The organism is Burkholderia sp. Ax-1719, assembly GCF_011753055.1.
Taxonomy (GTDB): Bacteria; Pseudomonadota; Gammaproteobacteria; order Burkholderiales; family Burkholderiaceae; genus Paraburkholderia.
This window is the reverse complement of sequence record NZ_VWWJ01000029.1, coordinates 59,571-78,491: the sequence shown is the minus strand read 5'-3', so window position 1 is coordinate 78,491 and position 18,921 is coordinate 59,571. Positions and strand designations below refer to the sequence as shown.

Sequence of the window (18,921 nt, the reverse complement as noted above, 5' to 3'; positions counted from 1 at the left end):
CATTCAATAAAACACGGCCCGCCGGATTGCTCTGGCGGGCCGTTTCACCTTTTACTGCGCGTTTGCCTTAGTGACGAATCATCACATGGCGCGCCACGGTGTAATCCTCCAGCGCATACGCCGACATATCCTTGCCGTAACCCGAACGTTTGAAGCCGCCGTGCGGCATCTCGCTCACCAGCATGAAGTGCGTATTGACCCACGTGCAGCCGTATTGCAGACGCGAACTGAACTGCATCGCCGTGCCCACGTCCTTCGTCCACACCGAACTCGCCAGACCATATTCGGAGTCGTTGGCATATTCGAGTGCCTGTTCGGCGTCGCGCACCGGTGTAATCGACACGACCGGCCCGAACACTTCGCGCTGCACGATTTCATCGGTCTGACGCGCACCGGCAATCACGGTCGGCTCGTAGAAGTAGCCGCGCTCACCCCACGCGCGGCCGCCCGCGACCACTTCGATATGTGCATGATCACGCGCGCGATCCACAAAACCCGCCACGCGATCGCGCTGACGCGCCGAAATCAGCGGTCCCATTTCCACGCCTTCATCACGCTGCTCGCCGAGCTTGATGGTCTTCACCGCTGCGGCAAGATCGGCCACCAGTCGTTCGTACACCTTCTGATCGGCGTAAATGCGGCAGGCCGCCGTGCAATCCTGGCCCGCGTTATAAAAGCCGAAAGTACGAATGCCTTCGACCACCGATGCAATGTCCGCATCGGCGAGCACGATCACGGGCGCTTTGCCGCCCAGTTCCAGATGCGTGCGCTTCACGGTCTGCGCGGCGCTCTGCATGATCTTCTGGCCCGTGCCCACATCGCCCGTGATCGAGACCAGACGAATATGGCGGTGCGCGGACAGCGGCGCGCCTACGCTCTCGCCGCGTCCCGTGACGATATTGAGCACGCCGCGCGGGAACAGATCGACGGCGGCTTCGGCCAGCAGCAGCGCGGTCAGCGGCGTAAGCTCGGAGCTCTTGAGCACGACGGTATTGCCCGACGCCAGCGCGGGGCCGATCTTCCAGGCGGCCATCATCAGCGGATAGTTCCACGGCGCGATGCCGGCGACCGCGCCCAGCGGATCGCGACGAATCATGCTGGTATGACCCGCGAGATATTCGCCCGCCGCGAGACCATGCTGCGTCCGCGCCGCGCCTGCGAAATAGCGCAGTACGTCGGCAATTGCGGGGATTTCGTCGTTGAGCACGGCGGAATACGGCTTGCCGCAATTGAGCGATTCGAGGTTTGCGAAGCGCTCGGCATTGCGCTCGATGCGGCTGGCGAGTTCGATCAGCGCTTCGGCGCGCTCACGCGGCGTGGTGGCTGCCCACGCGGGAAACGCGGCGTGCGCGGCGGCAACCGCCTGTTCGACCTGTGCCGCCGATGCTTCGGCGATCTCGCACAAGGGCAGGCCCGTGGCCGCGTTATAGACCGCATCGGCGGGCCCTTCGCCCGCCACCAGTTGACCGTCGATCAAAAGACGCGACGGCAATTCCAGTTTGTTCGTCATGGTGTCCTTGTTCCTGTTCTGTGGATATTTTCAGTCGATGCCATTGCCCGGCGACGTCGGCGCGCCGTCGTCGTATTGCGCGAGAAAATCCACCATGGTCTGGTGATAGAGCGAAAAGCCCTTGTAGTCGATCAGATTCTGATTGAGCGACTTGAGCACGCGATGCGTACGGCGCGCCCATTTGGGAATCGTCACGAGTTCGTCGAGGCTCAGGAAATACGTGCGCACCGGAAACACGATGGCATTGCTGCGCGGCAGGCGATGCAGCGGTTGCAGTTCAAGACGCATATGCACCTTGCTGCCGACGTTCTCCGGCGTCACGGTGAGTCGGTCGGGCGCCCATTCGTGCAGCGTTTCCGCCGAGGTTTCCAGACGCGGATTGACCGTGAGCGTCCAGTTCAAGCGGCGCACCGGGTGGCCCGTGCGCAGACGCTTGAGGAACTTGAGCGCCCGGTCGAGCACGCCGGTTTCCTGAATCAGCGGCACCGGGCCGTGCCATTCCGACCAGCTCATGCCCAGATTGAAACGCAGCGAATAGTCGGCGCGCTCAGTGGCCATGCCCGCGGATTTATAGAGTGAATCGTCGCGGTCGTCCACGACGATCCATTCGCCCTGCGCCTGACGCGTGGCGTATTCCATCGGCTCATACGGCAGCGTGGCCGGATCGCCAAACGTGAACGTATCGCGCAGACCCATCAGGCGGTTTTCCCAGGTCCAGCGCGAGCCTTCGCGAATCAGCGTGAAATGCTCGGGGTAATCGCGTGCATACGATTCGAAAATCAGTTCGAGCAAATCCCATTGCGCCTGCATCGTATGCGGCAAGGACGCGTAATGCATGCCGGGATTCTTTTCGAGCGCAATCGCGCGCTCGCGCATTTCCGTGAGGTAATGCTCGTCGATATCGAAAGCCGCGCGCAGCACGCCGTCACCGGTCGGCACGTGCGGTTCGAGATTCATCGAATAGGCGTACTCATCTTCGAAGTACGGGAACGGGAAACGGCGAATGCTCTCTTCGCTGTTGCGAAACGCGTAGGGCGGACGGAAGCTGCCCTCTTGCTTGAAGGTGGTCGTCATGGCAAATCCTAGAGATCGAGAACGAGTTTTTTGCAGCTCGCGCGCGACACGCACGGCATGATGCGATCGTTGCAGGCGCGTTGTTCAGGCGAGAGCCAGTCGTCGCGGTGTTCGATTTCACCGTCGAGCGCGAGCACACTGGTCTCGCAATGGCCGCACGCGCCGCCGCGGCACAGATAGGGAATATCCACGCCCGCCGCTTCGATGGCTTCCAGCAGGCTCATTTCCGGCGCGACCGTGATGTGCACGTCGCTGCGTTGCAGATAAGCGTCGAATTGCACGCCGCCGGTTTGCTCGACGAACTTTTCATAGTGAACATGGCTATCGGCCCAACCCGCATCGCGGGCAGCGGCCAATACTGCGTCGATCATCGCCTGCGGGCCGCACACATACACGTGCGTGCCCAGCGGCTGCGCGCCCAGCACCCTGGCGAAGTCGATCGTTTCGCCCGCCACGTCGTGATAAACACGCACATCGCCATGCGGCAGATCGGGCAGGAAGCGCGCCATGCGCGCGTGCGCTTCGTCGCGCACGCCGTAATGCAGTTCGAACGGCACCTTGCTCTGCTGCAGATCCTGAAGCTGCGAGACGAAAGGCGTGATGCCCACGCCGCCCGCGAACAGAATGTGCTTGCGCGCCAGTGCATTGAGCGCGAAGTTGTTGACGGGCGGCGTGATGCGCAGCGTGTCGCCCACTTTCAGCTCGTGCATGCGGCGCGAACCGCCGCGCCCCGTGTCCTGGCGGCGCACGCCAATTTCATAGCGGCGCGTGTCGAACGGCGAACTCATCAGCGAATACGCGTTGCGATAGACGATCTCGCCATTAGGAATAAGCGTGAGCACGTGGCTGCCACCGGAAAAACCGGGCAACGGCGCGCCATCTTCCGCTTCGAGCGAAAACACGCGAATCAGCGGCGTCACGTCTTCTACGGCGCGAATCACCACGCCAATGCTGCCTGCCTGCGTACTCATGTATCCAGTTCCTCGTCAGGTTGTGCGGCGCCGGTTTGCTCGGCGTCGAACTTGACGCCCATAAAAGCGGCCATGCGCGTGGAGTAGTGATCGCGCACGATCAGATCGAGCCCGCAGCCGCCACAGCGGAATACGCGGCGCGTGACGTCCTCGTTGCGCGCGTCGCAGTGCACGCACCACACGCGGCGCACGAAGGTGCCGTTGTGCTCGCGCTTCACTTCATCGCGATTGAGGTTGAATTCGGAAGCCACCTGCATGGTGTTGCCGATAAAGCTTTCCGAACCCGAGAGATAGAGCCGCAGCCCCATATGCGCAGCGTCGAGCGTGCTGCGCAGCCCTTCGACCAGCGCTGCGTTGCTCACGAATACGCCGAGTTCGTCGGGACATTCACGTTCGATATCGGCGAGATGATTCGCGCCGGAAAACGACTGTGTGGAATACATCACGCGAATCCGCGAAGCGGGGGTGCCGCCCTCTTTCAATTCGCGCAACAGGCGCAGCATGGCCGCGCCGCCTCCGCCCTGCCCGACCACGAGGTGCACCGTGCCGCGTTCGAACGGCGTGAGCGTCTCGTAGACCGGGCGGCTTTTGATCCCAGTGATCAACATACTTCGTGCCTCCTCCGGTTACTGCATCGGCCACCGCGCTGGCGTTGGCGGTTGTGTGTGCAACGATGCTGCGTTTCATAAAGCCAGATCCGTGCCAGCGCTACAAAAGCCCTTATTTACGGCTGTCTGCCGTAGTTAACCCTGATTGCCGGACTTTTTTGGCGCTGCAAAACTGCAGCAATCTTTTTTTCTGCATCACGCATTCATGTTGAGAGAGCTTCCGTTCGTCGCGTTCGAGATCGCCCCGGACGGCACCGTCGCCGAGTACAGCGAACTGGCGGCGCGACTGGTGGGCTATGGCCGCATCTGGCGCGGCTGCCCCATCGAAATCCCCTTCGACCCCGATAGTTGCGCGCGCATCCGTTTGCGTCTGGATGCGGTTCGCAGCGCCAATAGCAACGATTACGAGCCGCCGGTGCGACTGACTGCGCTCGATCGTGACGGCCGCGCCGTGCCGATCGACATGCAACTGGTGGGCTTCAGCTCGCGCCAGCATCTGCGCGCGCGCCTGTTCGTCTACGAGACCACGCGGCCCGAACTGCTGATGGGCGCGTTGATCGACCATACGGAAGTGCTGCGCGGCTTCATCGAAACCTCCAGCGAGCCGATGTGGGGCATCGAATTCGACGAACCTGTCGATCTGCGCGGCAGCGAGGACGACATCGTGCGCCAGGTGTTCGTCAACGAATGCCACTGGATTTTCTGCAACGCGGCGCTGCATGGTCTCTATGAATTGCCCGAAGGCGAGGACATGCGCGATAAACCCGTGGCCGCGCACTTTCCGCGCAATGCGCAGAACGAATCGTTCGTGCGCCAGCTCGCGCGGCACGATTTCAATGTGGAGCGCAGTCTCACCGTCGATCTGAAGCACGACGGCACGGCCACGTACGTGGAGAACAATGTGCGCGGCCATATCGAATCCGGGCGCCTGCATCGCATGTGGGGCACGTTGCGCGATGTGACCGAATTGCGCCGCGAGCATGAACAGATCGTGCGTCAGGGCGAGCTGGTGCATCGCGTGCTGGCCGCGCTGCCCGTGGCCGTCGTGGTGGTCGATCGCGAGGCGCGCATCACGGGCGTCAATCCCGCTGCCGAAGCGCTGCTGGGCGCGGGCGCTGCCGAACTGCTCGACACTGCGCTCGATGCACGCGTCGAACTCACCGACGAAACGCTCAAGCGCCGCTGGTTCAATGGCGAGCCGCACGAAGGCGATGCGGAAATTCATCTGCAATCGGGCCTCGTGATCGGCTGCAATCTGCGCATTGCGCCCGTCGACAATGAATTGAGCGAACTGTTCGTCATCAGCGTCGTGCCGGTTGCGAGCACGCACGCGCGCCGCCGCCAGGCGCTCTTCCATCGAGGTCGCTCGTGAGATTCGCCCAGACCCCGCTCGACGCGCGCCGTCCCTTCAACGCGGCCGATATCCCCAGTTTTCTGGGCGATCCGCGCTGGGAGGCCATTTGCGATCTGATTCCCGAAGGCGTGACCGTCGTGGACGCAGGCGGCCTCGTCACCTATATGAATACGTCGGCGGAAAGCCTCAACGAATTGCGCAAGACCGAATGGATCGGGCGTACCTTCGGGGATTTCATCGAGGAATCGTGCCTGCGTTGCGATGCCTTGCGCGGCGCATGGCGTGGCGCGCAGCGTCTGCCCGACACCGCTGTGCGCGCGGGCGAGCGCATGGTGTCGATTTCGGCACGGCCGCTGCGTGATAGTCAGGGCTTGCCGTGCGGCTATCTGTTTTTCCAGCGCAAGCTCAGTTCGCCAGCGGCGGCGCAAAGCGCCCCGCAACGCGATGCGGGCGAGCGCCCGCTGTTTGCCGCATCGGCGCTCTGGGACGAGGCGTATCGCATCGGCCTGCGCGCCATCGACATGAATAGCCGCGTACTGCTGCTCGGCGAATCGGGCGTCGGCAAAACCGAACTCGCGCGCCAGCTGCATACGAATTCCACGCGACGTCACGGCCACTTTATTCACGTCAGTTGCGCGGGCATTCCCGAATCGCTGTTCGAATCGGAAATGTTTGGCTACGACCGGGGTTCGTTTACCGGCGCGCTCAGCAAAGGCAAAGCTGGTCTGATCGAAGCCGCGGACGGCGGCACGCTGTTCCTCGACGAGATCGGCGAAATGCCGCTCGCCTTGCAGGCCAAGCTGCTGGTCGTGCTGGAATCGGGGCGCGTGCATCGGCTTGGCTCGACGCAGCCCAAAACCGTGGACATTCGCGTGATTGCCGCCACCAATCGCGATCTTGAACAACTGGTCGCCGAAGGCAAATTCCGCAGCGATCTCTACTATCGGCTGAGCGTCATTACCTTGTCGCTGCCTCCGTTGCGCGAGCAGAAGATGTTGATTGGCCCGCTGCTCGATTATTTCGTGGCGCTGGCCGGCGAGCGGCGCGGCAAGCCGTTCGCGCTCGCGGCAGAATGTCGGCCGCTGCTTGAAGCGCATGGCTTTCCCGGCAATGTGCGCGAGTTGCAGAATCTTGTCGAATACCTCGCCGTGGTGTGCGACGAGGTCGCGCAGATCAAGCATCTGCCGCGTCAGGTAGGGCTGGCCCGCGCACCGCTCAATGACCCTGCGGTTCATACCCACGCGCCCGTTCCGTTATCGAACTCTGCCAATCTCGAAGGCGCAAGCCTCAAGAGCCTCGTGCGCGAATTCGAAAACGGCCTGATCGCCGACGCGATCACGCGTTACGGCAGCAAACGCAAGGCCGCAGAAATGCTGCAAACCGATATCGCCACCATCGTGCGCAAAAGCAAACTGGCCAACGCTGCGTGAATTCCGCAGACGAATCAGCCGCGAGCGCTGCATAAACTCATCACCAGGCCATCAAACGCTGCTCACGCGCAGCACCCTTGTGCGCGCAACCAGTTACAACGCCATGCCGCATAAGGCTTTGCACGTTTTTATGCACGCCATACGCGCCTTGGTATGAAACCTGCATTAAAGGTCCTCGCGACCCGGAGCGCTCCGGCGCATCGAGTGATAAAGAGCCGCGCCTTGCGTTTGAACCCGTATCAATTCAAGCGCGCGACGACATGACATGAGGACAGACAATGAACCATCCGCATCCCTCTCCCCACGAGGATGACGATCTCGCGCAGTTAAAGGCGCTCGGCTATACGTCGAATTTCGACCGGTCGATGAGCATCTGGGAAAACTTCTCGCTCGGCTTTACGTATCTCTCGCCGGTGGTTGGCGTCTATACGGTGTTTCAGTTCGCGTTTTCGGCGGGCGGTCCGCCGATGTTCTGGACGTATCTGCTGGTCGGCCTCGGCCAGTTGCTGGTCGCGCTCGTCTTCGGCGAAATCGTTTCGCAGTTCCCGATTGCAGGCGGCCTCTATCCGTGGGCGCGCCGCCTTGTCGGCAAGCGCTGGGCGTGGATGGCAGGGTGGATCTATCTGTGGGCGCTGTTTTCGACCGTCGCGGCCGTAGCCGTGGGCGGTGCGCCTTACCTGGTGCAATTGCTGGGCTTGCCGCCCAATCACACGCTGGAGATCTGGGTCGCGGTCGCGATGATTGCGGTCACAACGATCCTCAATCTGAGCGGCACGCGTCTGCTCGCACGCGTGGCCATGTTCGGCTTTATCTGCGAACTGATCGGCGCCGTGGCAGTGGGCGCATACCTGCTGTTCTTCGCGCGCCTGCATAACCTGAGCTTCCTGTTCGACACCATGCATCTGGGCAATGGCACGAGCTACCTGCCCGCGTTCCTGGCGTCGAGCGTGGCCGCGATGTTCGCGTATTACGGCTTCGAAGCCTGCGGCGACGTGGCGGAAGAAACGCCCGATCCGGGCCGCGCGATTCCCAAAGCCATGCGCATGACGATCTATATCGGCGGCGCAGCGGCGATGCTGGTGTGTCTCGCGCTGGTGCTGGCACTGCCCGATCCGCAAGCCGCAATCAGCGGCAAGGACGCCGATCCGGTGGCGAGCACGCTGCGTCATGCACTGGGCGAAGGCGGCTTCCGCGCGGTCATCGCCGTGGTGCTGGTGTCGTTTTTCTCCTGCCTGCTGAGCCTGCAAGCCGCAACCAGCCGCCTGATCTTCGCGTATAGCCGCGACCAGATGATCTTCGCCTCGCGCCATCTTGCGGTGCTTTCGCCGAATACGCATGTGCCCACGCGCGCGCTGTTCGTCGCGGGCGTCGTGCCGGCGCTCGTCGCCCTGCTCGGCATCTTCCTCGACGATGCGGTGAAGACCATCATCGTGTTCGGATCCGCAGGCATCTATATCGCGTTCCAGTCGATCGTGCTGGCCGCCCTGATTGCACGCGCACGCGGCTGGAAACCCGCAGGCAAATTCCGCCTGGGCGCCTGGGCATGGCCGGTGAATCTCGCGGCCTTCGCTTATGGTGTATCGGCGATCGTCAACATGATGTGGCCGCGCTCGCCCGACGATCCCTGGTATCTCAACTACGGCATGATCTTCACGACGGCACTCGTTCTGGCAGCGGGCCTCGTTTATATGATTCTTGGCCGTCCTTATGAACGCGGCACGGCCGCAGCAGGCGATGCGCATCTGCTGCATCTGAAGAACCCGCGCGCGCATGCCTCTCTCGCTGAAGAAGACGCACAGGGCGCCACGCGCTCACAGTTGCAGAACTGATTCAAGCGAACCCTCGCACTAGCGGCGCGGCCAATTCGACCGCCGCGCCGCCCTCCCACTTTTCGACTGGAAACGCCATGCGACGACTTCATGCCGCGCTGCGCGCGTGCGTCCACGGCTGCGTGTTCGCCTGGACGGTTTATGGCAACGGCGTGCTCTGCCGTTCCTGAGCCGGGGCAACCGGCCTACGCTCGACTCAAGACAACAAACATCATGCAACGCAAACATCTTCTGATTGCCGGCACACTCATGTGCGTATGCACTTATGCAGCGGCGCAAAGCAGCGTCACGCTCTACGGCGTGCTCGACGACGGCATCAATTACACCTCCAATTCCGGCGGCCACGCCGCCTGGCAAATGGCCAGCGGCGATCTTGCCGTGAGCCGTTGGGGCCTGAAAGGCAGCGAGGATCTGGGCGGCGGCCTGCACGCTGTATTCGATCTGGACAGCGGCTTCAATCTGCCTGCAGGCCAGGCGGGCTATAACGGACGCCTGTTCGGCTACCAGGCCTATGTTGGCCTGCAGTCGGATCAATACGGCACGCTTACCTTGGGCCGACAATTCGATTCCGTCGCCGATACGGTTGGGTTGCTCACCGCCAATGGCAGTTGGGCAGGCTTCCTGTTCTCCCATCCGCTCGACAACGACAACACCGACGCCACCTACCACGCGAACAACGCCGTCAAGTTCACCAGCGCCGCCTACGGCGGCCTCACAGCCACGGCGCTCTACGGCTTCAGCAACCAGGCCGGCGACTTCGCGCAGAACCGCATCTTCAGCGCGGGCCTCAATTACACGTGGCAAACGCTCACGGTCTCTGCGGTTTATGCCGATCTGGGTACACCTGGCGGCAACACAACAGGTGCGATTGCCGCCGACGATATCGGCTTTTCCGCAGCGAACCAGAAAACCTGGGGCGTGGGCGCGAGCTACGGCATCGGCCATGCAACCGTGGCCGCCGTCTATACGCACGCGAATGTCGAAGGCGCGCGCGAATCGATTTATACCGGCGATCTGGGTCTCGCCGCGGGTGCCGGCCTGCGCTTCGATAACTTCGAATTGAACGCGCGTTACAACGTGACGCCCGCGTTGATCCTCGGCGGCATGTACACCTATACGCGCGCCACCCTCGCGCAAGACGGCAACCAGGCATCGCTGCACTGGAACCAGATCGGCGTGATGGCGCAATATGCGCTTTCAGTGCGCACGTCGCTTTACGCGCAAACTGTCTATCAGAAGGTATCGGGCGGCAACACCGGTAGCGCACTCGATTTCGCCTATATTCCGGGCGCGGCGGGTCTGGCTTCCGGCTCGAATCAGGTCGTTGCGCGCGTGGGCATCAATCACGCGTTCTGATGCACTGATGGACCGGCGCGCGCTGAAGTGCCTCGAAGCGGCATAAAGCGGCATCAAGCGGCATGAAATAGCATCAAGCGCGCGTCACAGAGTTTCAGATACACTCCCCGCAGCATGGCAAGCCCGCGCATCGCTCCGCGCGGTTCTCAGCTCAATCGCCCTATCTGCGCCGATGTCCCGAACCCGTCAGCCTTCCTTACGCCGCCGTTACGCGTCGCTTGCCGCCGCTTTGGGCGCTTCGCTCATCACGGCGCTCGCCGCTACCGGCTGCGTGCGGCTCTCTACATTCGACCCTAACGGCCTCTGGAAAGTGGTGGGCGAGCAGTGCGTGCCAAACGCACGCGACAAGGGTCAACCGGGGCCGTGCACCACGGTCGATTTCCAGAAGCGCTACGCGGTGCTCAAGGATATCAGCGGCCGCGCGCAATACCTGCTGATTCCCACCGATCGCGTTTCCGGCATCGAAAGCCCCGATATCCTCTACGGCGGCTCGCCCGAATACTGGACCGGCGCGTGGGCCGCCGGACGCTACGTGGACGACAAGCTCAAGATGACGCTCGCGCCCACGCAACTGGGACTTGAAATCAACTCGTCGCAACAGCGCTCGCAAAACCAGTTGCATATTCACGTCGATTGCATGCGCAACGATATCGCCGACGCACTCGCGCCGTATCGGCACGATGCGCCGGGTTCGTGGCGCTGGGCCACGCTCGATGGCAAACGCTATCGCGTCACGCGCGTGACGAGCCTCACCGACCGCAACAACCCCTTCCGCGTTGTCGAGCGCGGCCTCGACCCGCAGCAGGCCATGGCCACGCAAACAATCCTCGTGACCGGCGCGGGCGCGGACACCGCGCGCGACGGCTGGCTGATCGTCAACAGCGCCCAGGATCTGGATGGCGGCACGGGCACCGCCGAGGGTCTGCTGGATCATTCCTGCGCGCTGGCCCAATAAGGCCGGCTAACGCGGCTCGCACCGCTCAAAGGGCGCCGTCCTCGCGGGCGAGCGCCACGAGCCAGCGGCGAATCACCTGCTCCTCATCGGCGTCGAAGCCTTCGAGCATCTGCGCTTCCAGTTTCCTCACCCGCGAACGGCACTGCTTGAGCAGGCTGTGTCCCGCCTGCGTTACCTCGATCTGCTGGATACGGCCATGCACGGGATGCGGCCGCCGCTCGATCAAGGCATTGCGCGTGAGATTCGCAACGATCACGCTGACCGTCTGCGGCGTGAGCGCGGCCAGGCGCGCGAGATCCGCGCCCGACACACCCGGATACGCCACAAGCATGGTCAACACCACGAATTGCGGCTGCGTGATACCCAGATCATCCAGCGACCGCTCCATGCGTAGGCGCTGCGCCGCGCCCGCCTGCCGCAGCAGATAGCCGATATAACCGCTCTCGCCGCGTTTGCCTTCGCCCGCCGAGGGAATTTCCGCCGCGCTTTCCGGCCCGATTTTGGATATACGCTTCGTTGTATTGCGCATGATGTCAGAGTTCGAATATGATGTTCGTGCTCTGATATTATCTCCCAACTGACGCGAGGTCCAGTCATGTCGCACCGCATTTCCTACGAAACGTTTTCGCACGATGCCCCGCAAGTCGTCGCGGGCCTCGTGACGATGAGCAAGGCCGTGGATGCTTCCGGCCTCGAAAAATCGCTGACCGAGTTGCTGAAGATTCGCGCGTCGCAGATCAATGGCTGCGCGTTCTGCATCCAGTATCACCTGAACATCGCCCGCGATCTGCCGATTGCGCGCGAAAAGCTCGATCTGGTGTCGGCATGGCATGAGGCGCGCGCGTTCTTCAGCGAGCGCGAGCAAGCCGCGCTGGCCTATACGGAAGCGCTCACGGCGAAGTTGCACGAGGGGGTGAGCGAAGCGCTCTATCGGAAAGTGGCCGAGCAGTTTCCCGGCGAGCAGATGGCGTTTCTGACTACGGCTATCGCCAATATCAATGCCTGGAATCGCATCGGCGTGGCGCTGCAGTTTGCGCCGCCCGTGAAGGCTTGAGGTGACTATAGGTGACTAGCGGTGACTTGAAATGACTTGAGGTGCGGGCCTGTCGCATTGCGCGAACAGGCCCGCTCTGGGAGATTACCCGGCTTCCAGCATCAAGAGTTGCGCACCGTCGGCCACCTGGTCGCCCACGCCATACAGCACTTCGGTGACTTTGCCCGCAGCGGGCGCGCCGATCGTGTGCTCCATCTTCATCGCTTCCATGACGATGAGAGGTGTGCCCTTTTCCACCACCGCGCCCGGCTCCACCAGCACCGCGATCACCTTGCCCGGCATCGGCGCGGTCAAGCGGCCTTCACCATGCTCCGCGTCGGCTGCGTGGGCCAGCAGGTTCTGCCATTCGAACGCCATCGCCGTGCCCAGGCAGAATACGTGGAACACGTCGCCGTCGATAAATACGCGCCCCGTCACACGCGTATCGCCAATAGTCGCGCCATATTCCGATGCCTGCGCGCCGCGCCACCACGCATAAGCTTCTTCGCGGCCCGTGCAATCGAGTGTTTGCGCGCCGCCGTCGTGCGAAAACGTTACCGACAACGCGGCATCGCTTTCGACATCGCGCCACGCAAACGTCTGTTTGAAGCCGCTATTCAAGCGCCAATGCGCAAGCGCCTGCCAAGGCGAAGCATCTGCCGATACGCCGCCTTCACGTCCGATCAGCGCGGCGCAAGCAAGCGCGAGCGCTTCACGCAAGGGCTGCTTGCGCGCGGCGAACAGCGCATCGTGATGACGCTCGATCAGGCCGGTGTCGAGATCGGCATTCGCAAACGGCTCGCTCGTCACCAACCGGTGCAGGAAGTCCACATTCGTATGCGGCCCGACGATCTCGCATTCTTCCAGCGCGCGGCGCATACGTGCGAGCGCATCGGCGCGGGTTGCGCCGTGCACGATAAGCTTGGCGATCATCGGATCGTAGAACGGCGTGATCGTGTCGCCTTCGCGCACGCCGCTGTCGATCCGCACGCTCGCGCGCTGCCCTGCATCGCCGAGGCGGAATTCGACGCCTTCCGGCATGCGCAGATGCTTGAGCGTTCCGGTGGAAGGCAGGAAGCCGCGCGCCGGATTCTCCGCATAGATACGCGCTTCCAGCGCATGCCCCGTCACCGTAAGCTGCGATTGTTCGAGCGGCAGCGGCTCGCCCGCCGCCACGCGCAATTGCCATTCGACCAGATCGAGGCCGGTGATCATTTCCGTCACCGGGTGCTCGACCTGCAGGCGCGTGTTCATCTCCATGAAGTAGAAGTCCGCGCCGGTCATGATGAATTCGACCGTGCCCGCGCCTACGTACTGCACCGCGCGCGCTGCCGCGACGGCCGCTTCACCCATCGCGCGACGCACGTCGTCGTTTAGACCGGGAGCGGGCGCTTCTTCCAGCACTTTCTGGTGACGGCGCTGCACCGAACAATCGCGGTCGAACAGATAAACCGCGCCGCCCAGTTTGTCCGCGAACACCTGCACTTCGACGTGACGCGGGCGCGTGAGATATTTTTCGATCAGCACACGGTCATTGCCGAAACTGCTCGCGGCTTCGCGCTTGCACGATGCCAGCGCGGCGGCGAAGTCCTCGCTGCGCTCGACCACGCGCATGCCTTTGCCGCCACCGCCTGCGCTGGCCTTGAGCAGCACGGGGTAGCCCATGGCGTCCGCTTCGCGTTGCAGCAGCGCCGCGTCCTGATCGTCGCCGTGATAGCCGGGCACGAGCGGCACCGCCGCGGCGTGCATCAGCGCCTTGGCGGCGGCTTTCGAGCCCATCGCCGCAATGGCTTCGACCGGCGGCCCGATGAAGACGATGCCGGCGGCTTCGCAGGCGCGACCAAAATCTTCGTTTTCCGAAAGAAATCCGTAGCCGGGGTGAATGGCTTCAGCGCCCGTTGCCTGGGCGGCGGCGATGATACGCTCGATGCGCAGATAGCTCTGTTGCGCACTCGCTTCGCCGATATGAACCGCCTCGTCGCAGGCAGCAACGTGCTTGGCGTTGGCGTCGGCGTCCGAATAGACGGCCACGCTCTTCACGCCGAGCCGTCGGCAGGTGGCCGCAACGCGGCAGGCAATCTCGCCCCGGTTGGCGATCAGAATCTTGTTGAACATGAAGAGTCTCGCTAGGGGTCTCAGGCGCGCCAGAGCGGCGTGCGCTTTTCAAGGAACGACGACACGCCGTCGCGCCCTTCCTCGCTCGCGCGAATGCGTGCAATCCGTAGCGCCGTATCGTCGATCAAGGTGTCGTTGATCGTCACGCCCGCTACGTCCTGCACCAGCTGTTTGCACTCGCGCACCGCATTCGGGCTATTGGCGCATAGCGTGTCCGCGATACGTTGCACGGTGGCATCCAGTTCGTCTGCGCTCACGGCTTCGCTCACCAGGCCCAGACGCAGCGCCGTCGCGCAATCGAAGGCTTCCGCCGTGACGAAATAGCGCCGCGACGCCTGTTCGCCCAGCGCGCGAATCACATAAGGCGCAATGGTGGCGGGCATCAGGCCAAGGCGTGCCTCGGACAAACAGAAGTGCGCCGTCTCGGCGGCCACGACGATATCCGCCGCGCAGATCAAACCCATGCCGCCCGCGTAGACATCGCCTTGTACGCGAGCAATCACAGGTTTGGGACAGCGATAGATCGCCGAAAGCATCTGCGCGAGGCGCAGCGCGTCGGCACGATTCTCTTCGTCCGAGTAGCCCGCCATCTTGCGCATCCAGTTCAGATCCGCACCGGCGCAGAAGGCCTTGCCGTTTGCCGCGAGCACGATCGCCCGCACATCGTCACGCGCGCCGAGCGCGGTAAACGCCGCGGTCAGATCGGCGATCATGGTCTCGTTGAAGGCGTTGCGCACGTCGGGCCGATTCAGCGTGACCGTGGCCACATGTCCCGCGAAGGCGACGGTGAGCGTTTCGTAGTCCATTGTGATCTATCCTCCTCGCTCGCGGCCTTACATGCGGAACACGCCAAAGCGCGTATCCTCGATCGGCGCATTCATCGTCGCCGACAAACCCAGACCCAGCACATCGCGCGTCTGGGCGGGATCGATCACGCCGTCGTCCCACAGGCGTGCGCTCGCGTAGTAAGGATGGCCCTGGCGCTCGTACTGGTCGCGGATCGGCTGCTTGAACGCTTCCTCTTCGTCCGCGCTCCAGCTGCCGCCCTTCGCCTCGATGCCGTCACGGCGCACGGTGGCGAGCACCGATGCGGCCTGTTCGCCGCCCATCACCGAAATGCGCGCGTTGGGCCACATCCACAGGAAGCGCGGCGAATACGCGCGCCCGCACATGCCGTAATTACCCGCGCCGAACGAGCCGCCGATAATGACCGTGAATTTAGGCACTTTCGCCGTTGCCACGGCCGTCACCATCTTCGCGCCATTGCGCGCGATGCCTTCGTTTTCGTATTTGCGGCCCACCATGAAACCCGTGATGTTCTGCAGGAACACCAGCGGGATTTTTCGTTGCGCGCACAACTCAATGAAATGCGCGCCCTTGAGCGCCGATTCGGAAAACAGAATGCCGTTGTTGGCAACGATGCCGACCGGATGGCCCCAGATATGCGCAAAGCCCGTCACAAGCGTGGTGCCGTAGCGCGCCTTGAATTCGTCGAAGGCCGAATCGTCGACAATGCGCGCGATCACTTCGCGTACATCGAAAGGCTTGCGCGTATCGACGGGAATTACGCCATACAGGCTCTTTGCGTCGTAGCGCGGCGGCAGCGGTTCGCGCAGCGCCACGGGCGGCACCTTCGTGCGATTCAGATTGCCGACGATGGAACGCGCGATACCCAGTGCGTGCGCGTCGTTCTGCGCGAGATGATCGGCCACGCCGGAAAGACGCGTATGCACGTCGCCGCCGCCGAGGTCTTCGGCGCTCACTTCTTCGCCCGTCGCTGCTTTAACGAGCGGAGGGCCGCCCAGAAAAATCGTGCCCTGATTCTTGACGATGATCGATTCGTCGCTCATTGCGGGCACATAAGCGCCGCCCGCCGTACACGAGCCCATCACCACGGCGATCTGCGGAATGCCTTGCGCGGAGAGATTGGCCTGGTTGTAGAAGATGCGGCCAAAGTGATCGCGGTCGGGAAAGACATCGTCCTGATTCGGCAGGTTCGCGCCGCCCGAATCGACCAGATACACGCAAGGCAAGTGATTTTCCTGCGCGATTTCCTGCGCGCGCACGTGCTTCTTGACCGTGACGGGATAGTACGTGCCGCCCTTGACCGTCGCGTCGTTGCAGACGATCACGCATTCCTGGCCCGCAATGCGCCCGATGCCCGTGATGACGCCTGCGCCCGGTGCATCGTCGTTGTACATGCCATAGGCGGCCAGTTGCGAAAGCTCCAGAAACGGCGTGCCCGGATCGAGCAATTGCGCAATGCGCTCACGCGGCAGCAGTTTGCCGCGCGAGATGTGCTTGTCGCGCGCGGCTTCGCCGCCGCCCAGCGACAGCATCTGGATTTTTTCGCGCAGGTCGGCAACCAGCGCTTCGAGCGCGGCGCCGTTGGTCTTGAAGTCGTCCGAGCGCGGGTTAAGTTTGGTTTCGATGATCGGCATCTCGTTGTCCTCGCAACGTTCTGGCTTTAGGCGGTTTCCGCGAACAGTTCGCGGCCGATCAACATGCGGCGAATCTCGCTCGTGCCCGCGCCGATTTCGTAGAGCTTCGCGTCGCGCCAGAGACGTCCCACGGGATACTCGTTGATATAACCGTTGCCGCCCAGGATCTGGATTGCTTCACCCGCCATCCACGTGGCCTTTTCGGCGGTATAGAGAATCACGCCGGCGCAATCCTTGCGCACCTGGCGCACGTGGTCCTTGCCGAGCGTATCCAGTTGGCGGCCCACCGCGTAGAGATACGCGCGGCACGCCTGGTAGGTGGTGTAGAGATCGGCGACCTTGCCCTGAATGAGCTGGAATTCGCCGATGGCCTGGCCAAACTGCTTGCGCTCATGGATATACGGCACGACCGCGTCCATCACCGCAGCCATGATGCCCGTGGGGCCGCCCGCGAGCACGGCGCGCTCGTAGTCCAGACCGCTCATCAGCACCTTCACGCCGCCATTGAGCTGGCCGAGGATGTTTTCCTCCGGCACTTCCACGTCCTGAAACACAAGCTCGCCCGTATGCGAGCCACGCATGCCGAGCTTGTCGAGCTTCTGCGCGACGGAAAAGCCTTTCATGCCCTTTTCGACGATAAAGGCCGTGATGCCCTTCGCGCCCGCTTCGAGGTCGGTCTTGGCGTAGACCACGAGCGTGTCGCAATCCGGGCCATTGGTGATCCACATTTTCGTGCCGTTGAGCACGTATTTATCGCCCTTTTTATCGGCGCGCAGTTTCATGCTGACGACGTCCGAACCCGCGTTCGGCTCGCTCATCGCGAGCGCGCCCACGTGCTCGCCGGAGACCAGCTTCGGCAGATATTTGCGCTTTTGCGATTCGGTGCCGTTGCGATGGATCTGGTTCACGCAGAGGTTCGAATGCGCGCCGTACGAGAGCCCCACCGATGCCGAGGCGCGCGAGATTTCCTCCATCGCCACCATATGCGCGGTGTAACCCATGGCCGCGCCGCCGTATTCCTCCGACACCGTCATGCCGAGCACACCCAGATCGCCGAATTTGCGCCACAGATCCATGGGGAACTGATCGGTGCGGTCGATCTCGCCGGCGCGCGGCGCGATTTCCTTCGCCGCGAAATTGGCGATGCTGTCACGCAGCATTTCGATTTCTTCGCCAAGCGGGAACTGCAAACCGGGTACGTTGCTCATCTGATGTCTCCTTAGTCGGCTCGGGCGTTGAACGCGCAGGCTGTGGCTGCTCGTGGCTGCCCCTCGGGGACACATTTCACGCCACATTTACGTTAACGTCAATAGGTATTTTTGAGTGATACTCAGATTTCTGCGCTCGCACACCGAAAGCCTTTGCAAATGCCTTGCAAAGCCAGTCGCATGGTGCATAATCGGCACGAATCTCGTCTTTAACTGAACCTCACTCAGAATGTCAGCCGCCCCTCCTACCCTTCTGCCCGCCTCGCGCCGCGAACCCGCCGGGCGCAAGTCCCAGCAGCGCGTGAAGGAAATTCTCGAAGCGGGCCGCGCGGTGTTCTCGGAAAAGGGCTACACGCGCGCCACGACGGCCGAGATTGCGCAACGGCTGGGTATTTCGGAAGCCACGGTGTTCAGCTATTTCCGCGGCAAGCGCGAACTATGTGCGCGGGTGATCGGCGACTGGTATGACGAATCGATCGAGGCGATCGAGTCCGGTTTGCCGCGCGACGGTACGGTGCGCCAGCAATTCGGCTTTATCGTGCGCATGCATCTGCTATTGATGCTGGAAAGCGGCACGGGCATCTGCGAACTGGTGCTGTCCGAAGGGCGCACGCGCCACCACGATCTGAGCGAGGCGCTCATGGAAATGCAGCGGCGCTATACCGCGCCGCTCATGCGCGTACTCGCGCGCGGCCAGGAATGCGGGCAGATCCGCAACGACATGCCGCTGCGCCTGCTGCGCTCGCTCGTGTTCGGGCCGATGGAACATGTGCTGTGGGACGCGACGCTTGCCAACCGCCGCACGGATATCGACGCTACAGCAGAGCAGCTAGCCGATGTGCTCTGGAGCGCACTGCAACCGCCCAATCTCGAACTGGCGGCGCTGGCGCAGTTCAGCCAGGACGTGGGTGAGGCGATGCAGCGCCTCGCGCGCGAGCGTGTGCCGCGCAAGCCGGGTGTATCGACGGAAGGCGATTGAGGCTGCCCGCGAAGAATCAAACGTGATTTCGCGCTAAGCTGGCAGGCGATTTCATCTA

At 62.7% G+C, this 18,921-nt stretch carries 16 protein-coding genes; 7 read left to right on the top strand and 9 right to left on the bottom strand.

The features are described from left to right. Nucleotides 1-67 precede the first annotated feature (67 nt). The 4 genes from F3J17_RS31775 to F3J17_RS31760 are packed head-to-tail and all read right to left on the bottom strand — an operon-like array spanning nucleotide 68 to nucleotide 4,163. Nucleotides 68-1,510 (bottom strand): gamma-aminobutyraldehyde dehydrogenase, encoded by a 1,443-nt coding sequence (locus tag F3J17_RS31775; RefSeq protein WP_205195055.1) that lies wholly within the window; start codon nucleotides 1,508-1,510, stop codon nucleotides 68-70. Nucleotides 1,511-1,540: 30 nt separating this feature from the next. Beyond that, nucleotides 1,541-2,584, bottom strand: coding sequence for a DUF3445 domain-containing protein (locus tag F3J17_RS31770; protein WP_167069044.1), 1,044 nt, complete (start codon nucleotides 2,582-2,584; stop codon nucleotides 1,541-1,543). An 8-nt stretch (nucleotides 2,585-2,592) separates the two neighbouring features. Then, nucleotides 2,593-3,555 carry a PDR/VanB family oxidoreductase gene (locus F3J17_RS31765; RefSeq protein ID WP_167069041.1) on the bottom strand — a complete coding sequence of 321 codons (963 nt, stop codon included), beginning with the start codon at nucleotides 3,553-3,555 and terminating at the stop codon, nucleotides 2,593-2,595. Continuing rightward, entirely contained in the window at nucleotides 3,552-4,163 is a 612-nt protein-coding gene (locus F3J17_RS31760; protein ID WP_167069038.1) for a dimethylamine monooxygenase subunit DmmA family protein, read from the bottom strand. The genes F3J17_RS31765 and F3J17_RS31760 overlap by 4 nt, the downstream gene beginning before the upstream one ends. Before the next feature lie 205 nt (nucleotides 4,164-4,368). On the opposite strand from F3J17_RS31760, the gene F3J17_RS31755 reads away from it, so the two are divergent. The 5 genes from F3J17_RS31755 (at nucleotide 4,369) to F3J17_RS31735 (ending at nucleotide 11,087) form a co-directional block, all read left to right on the top strand. Then, on the top strand, nucleotides 4,369-5,535 hold the full coding sequence (locus tag F3J17_RS31755) for a PAS domain-containing protein (protein ID WP_167069035.1): 1,167 nt from the start codon (nucleotides 4,369-4,371) through the stop codon (nucleotides 5,533-5,535). Next, a complete protein-coding gene (locus F3J17_RS31750; protein WP_167069033.1) occupies nucleotides 5,532-6,947 on the top strand; it encodes a sigma 54-interacting transcriptional regulator in 1,416 nt (471 codons plus the stop codon). The genes F3J17_RS31755 and F3J17_RS31750 overlap by 4 nt, the downstream gene beginning before the upstream one ends. A gap of 278 nt (nucleotides 6,948-7,225) precedes the next feature. Then, complete coding sequence (locus tag F3J17_RS31745; protein WP_167069030.1) at nucleotides 7,226-8,776, top strand: APC family permease; 1,551 nt, start codon at nucleotides 7,226-7,228, stop codon at nucleotides 8,774-8,776. Between the two features lie 213 nt (nucleotides 8,777-8,989). Beyond that, nucleotides 8,990-10,132, top strand: coding sequence for a porin (locus F3J17_RS31740; RefSeq protein ID WP_167069027.1), 1,143 nt, complete (start codon nucleotides 8,990-8,992; stop codon nucleotides 10,130-10,132). Nucleotides 10,133-10,304: 172 nt separating this feature from the next. Continuing rightward, nucleotides 10,305-11,087 carry a CDP-diacylglycerol diphosphatase gene (locus tag F3J17_RS31735; RefSeq protein ID WP_167069024.1) on the top strand — a complete coding sequence of 261 codons (783 nt, stop codon included), beginning with the start codon at nucleotides 10,305-10,307 and terminating at the stop codon, nucleotides 11,085-11,087. A gap of 25 nt (nucleotides 11,088-11,112) precedes the next feature. Here F3J17_RS31735 and F3J17_RS31730 read toward each other — a convergent pair whose 3' ends face one another. Then, nucleotides 11,113-11,616: a MarR family transcriptional regulator gene (locus tag F3J17_RS31730; RefSeq protein ID WP_167069021.1), complete on the bottom strand. Its 504-nt coding sequence runs from the start codon at nucleotides 11,614-11,616 to the stop codon at nucleotides 11,113-11,115. Nucleotides 11,617-11,682: 66 nt separating this feature from the next. On the opposite strand from F3J17_RS31730, the gene F3J17_RS31725 reads away from it, so the two are divergent. Beyond that, nucleotides 11,683-12,141, top strand: coding sequence for a carboxymuconolactone decarboxylase family protein (locus tag F3J17_RS31725; protein ID WP_167069018.1), 459 nt, complete (start codon nucleotides 11,683-11,685; stop codon nucleotides 12,139-12,141). Between the two features lie 84 nt (nucleotides 12,142-12,225). On the opposite strand, the gene F3J17_RS31720 is transcribed toward F3J17_RS31725, so the two are convergent. The 4 genes from F3J17_RS31720 to F3J17_RS31705 are packed head-to-tail and all read right to left on the bottom strand — an operon-like array spanning nucleotide 12,226 to nucleotide 17,884. Then, nucleotides 12,226-14,235, bottom strand: coding sequence for an acetyl/propionyl/methylcrotonyl-CoA carboxylase subunit alpha (locus tag F3J17_RS31720; protein WP_167069015.1), 2,010 nt, complete (start codon nucleotides 14,233-14,235; stop codon nucleotides 12,226-12,228). 20 nt (nucleotides 14,236-14,255) lie between these two features. Further along, nucleotides 14,256-15,041, bottom strand: a complete 786-nt coding sequence (locus F3J17_RS31715; protein ID WP_167069012.1) for an enoyl-CoA hydratase/isomerase family protein — start codon at nucleotides 15,039-15,041, stop codon at nucleotides 14,256-14,258. Nucleotides 15,042-15,068: 27 nt separating this feature from the next. Continuing rightward, a complete protein-coding gene (locus F3J17_RS31710; RefSeq protein ID WP_167069009.1) occupies nucleotides 15,069-16,676 on the bottom strand; it encodes a carboxyl transferase domain-containing protein in 1,608 nt (535 codons plus the stop codon). Between the two features lie 26 nt (nucleotides 16,677-16,702). Then, complete coding sequence (locus F3J17_RS31705) at nucleotides 16,703-17,884, bottom strand: isovaleryl-CoA dehydrogenase (protein WP_167069005.1); 1,182 nt, start codon at nucleotides 17,882-17,884, stop codon at nucleotides 16,703-16,705. Nucleotides 17,885-18,113: 229 nt separating this feature from the next. Between F3J17_RS31705 and F3J17_RS31700 the strand changes: the two genes are divergently transcribed. Continuing rightward, nucleotides 18,114-18,863, top strand: a complete 750-nt coding sequence (locus F3J17_RS31700; RefSeq protein WP_167069002.1) for a TetR/AcrR family transcriptional regulator — start codon at nucleotides 18,114-18,116, stop codon at nucleotides 18,861-18,863. The last annotated feature ends 58 nt before the right edge of the window (nucleotides 18,864-18,921 follow it).

Bases quoted from the DNA above. Each gene is read 5' to 3' on its own strand.
- F3J17_RS31705 (WP_167069005.1), bottom strand. From the start codon at position 17,884: ATGAGCAACGTACCCGGTTTGCAGTTCCCGCTTGGCGAAGAAATCGAA.
- F3J17_RS31700 (WP_167069002.1), top strand. From the start codon at position 18,114: ATGTCAGCCGCCCCTCCTACCCTTCTGCCCGCCTCGCGCCGCGAACCC.
- F3J17_RS31760 (WP_167069038.1), bottom strand. From the start codon at position 4,163: ATGTTGATCACTGGGATCAAAAGCCGCCCGGTCTACGAGACGCTCACG.
- F3J17_RS31710 (WP_167069009.1), bottom strand. From the start codon at position 16,676: ATGCCGATCATCGAAACCAAACTTAACCCGCGCTCGGACGACTTCAAG.
- F3J17_RS31730 (WP_167069021.1), bottom strand. From the start codon at position 11,616: ATGCGCAATACAACGAAGCGTATATCCAAAATCGGGCCGGAAAGCGCG.
- F3J17_RS31770 (WP_167069044.1), bottom strand. From the start codon at position 2,584: ATGACGACCACCTTCAAGCAAGAGGGCAGCTTCCGTCCGCCCTACGCG.
- F3J17_RS31765 (WP_167069041.1), bottom strand. From the start codon at position 3,555: ATGAGTACGCAGGCAGGCAGCATTGGCGTGGTGATTCGCGCCGTAGAA.
- F3J17_RS31740 (WP_167069027.1), top strand. From the start codon at position 8,990: ATGCAACGCAAACATCTTCTGATTGCCGGCACACTCATGTGCGTATGC.
- F3J17_RS31720 (WP_167069015.1), bottom strand. From the start codon at position 14,235: ATGTTCAACAAGATTCTGATCGCCAACCGGGGCGAGATTGCCTGCCGC.
- F3J17_RS31725 (WP_167069018.1), top strand. From the start codon at position 11,683: ATGTCGCACCGCATTTCCTACGAAACGTTTTCGCACGATGCCCCGCAA.
- F3J17_RS31755 (WP_167069035.1), top strand. From the start codon at position 4,369: ATGTTGAGAGAGCTTCCGTTCGTCGCGTTCGAGATCGCCCCGGACGGC.
- F3J17_RS31745 (WP_167069030.1), top strand. From the start codon at position 7,226: ATGAACCATCCGCATCCCTCTCCCCACGAGGATGACGATCTCGCGCAG.
- F3J17_RS31715 (WP_167069012.1), bottom strand. From the start codon at position 15,041: ATGGACTACGAAACGCTCACCGTCGCCTTCGCGGGACATGTGGCCACG.
- F3J17_RS31775 (WP_205195055.1), bottom strand. From the start codon at position 1,510: ATGACGAACAAACTGGAATTGCCGTCGCGTCTTTTGATCGACGGTCAA.
- F3J17_RS31735 (WP_167069024.1), top strand. From the start codon at position 10,305: ATGTCCCGAACCCGTCAGCCTTCCTTACGCCGCCGTTACGCGTCGCTT.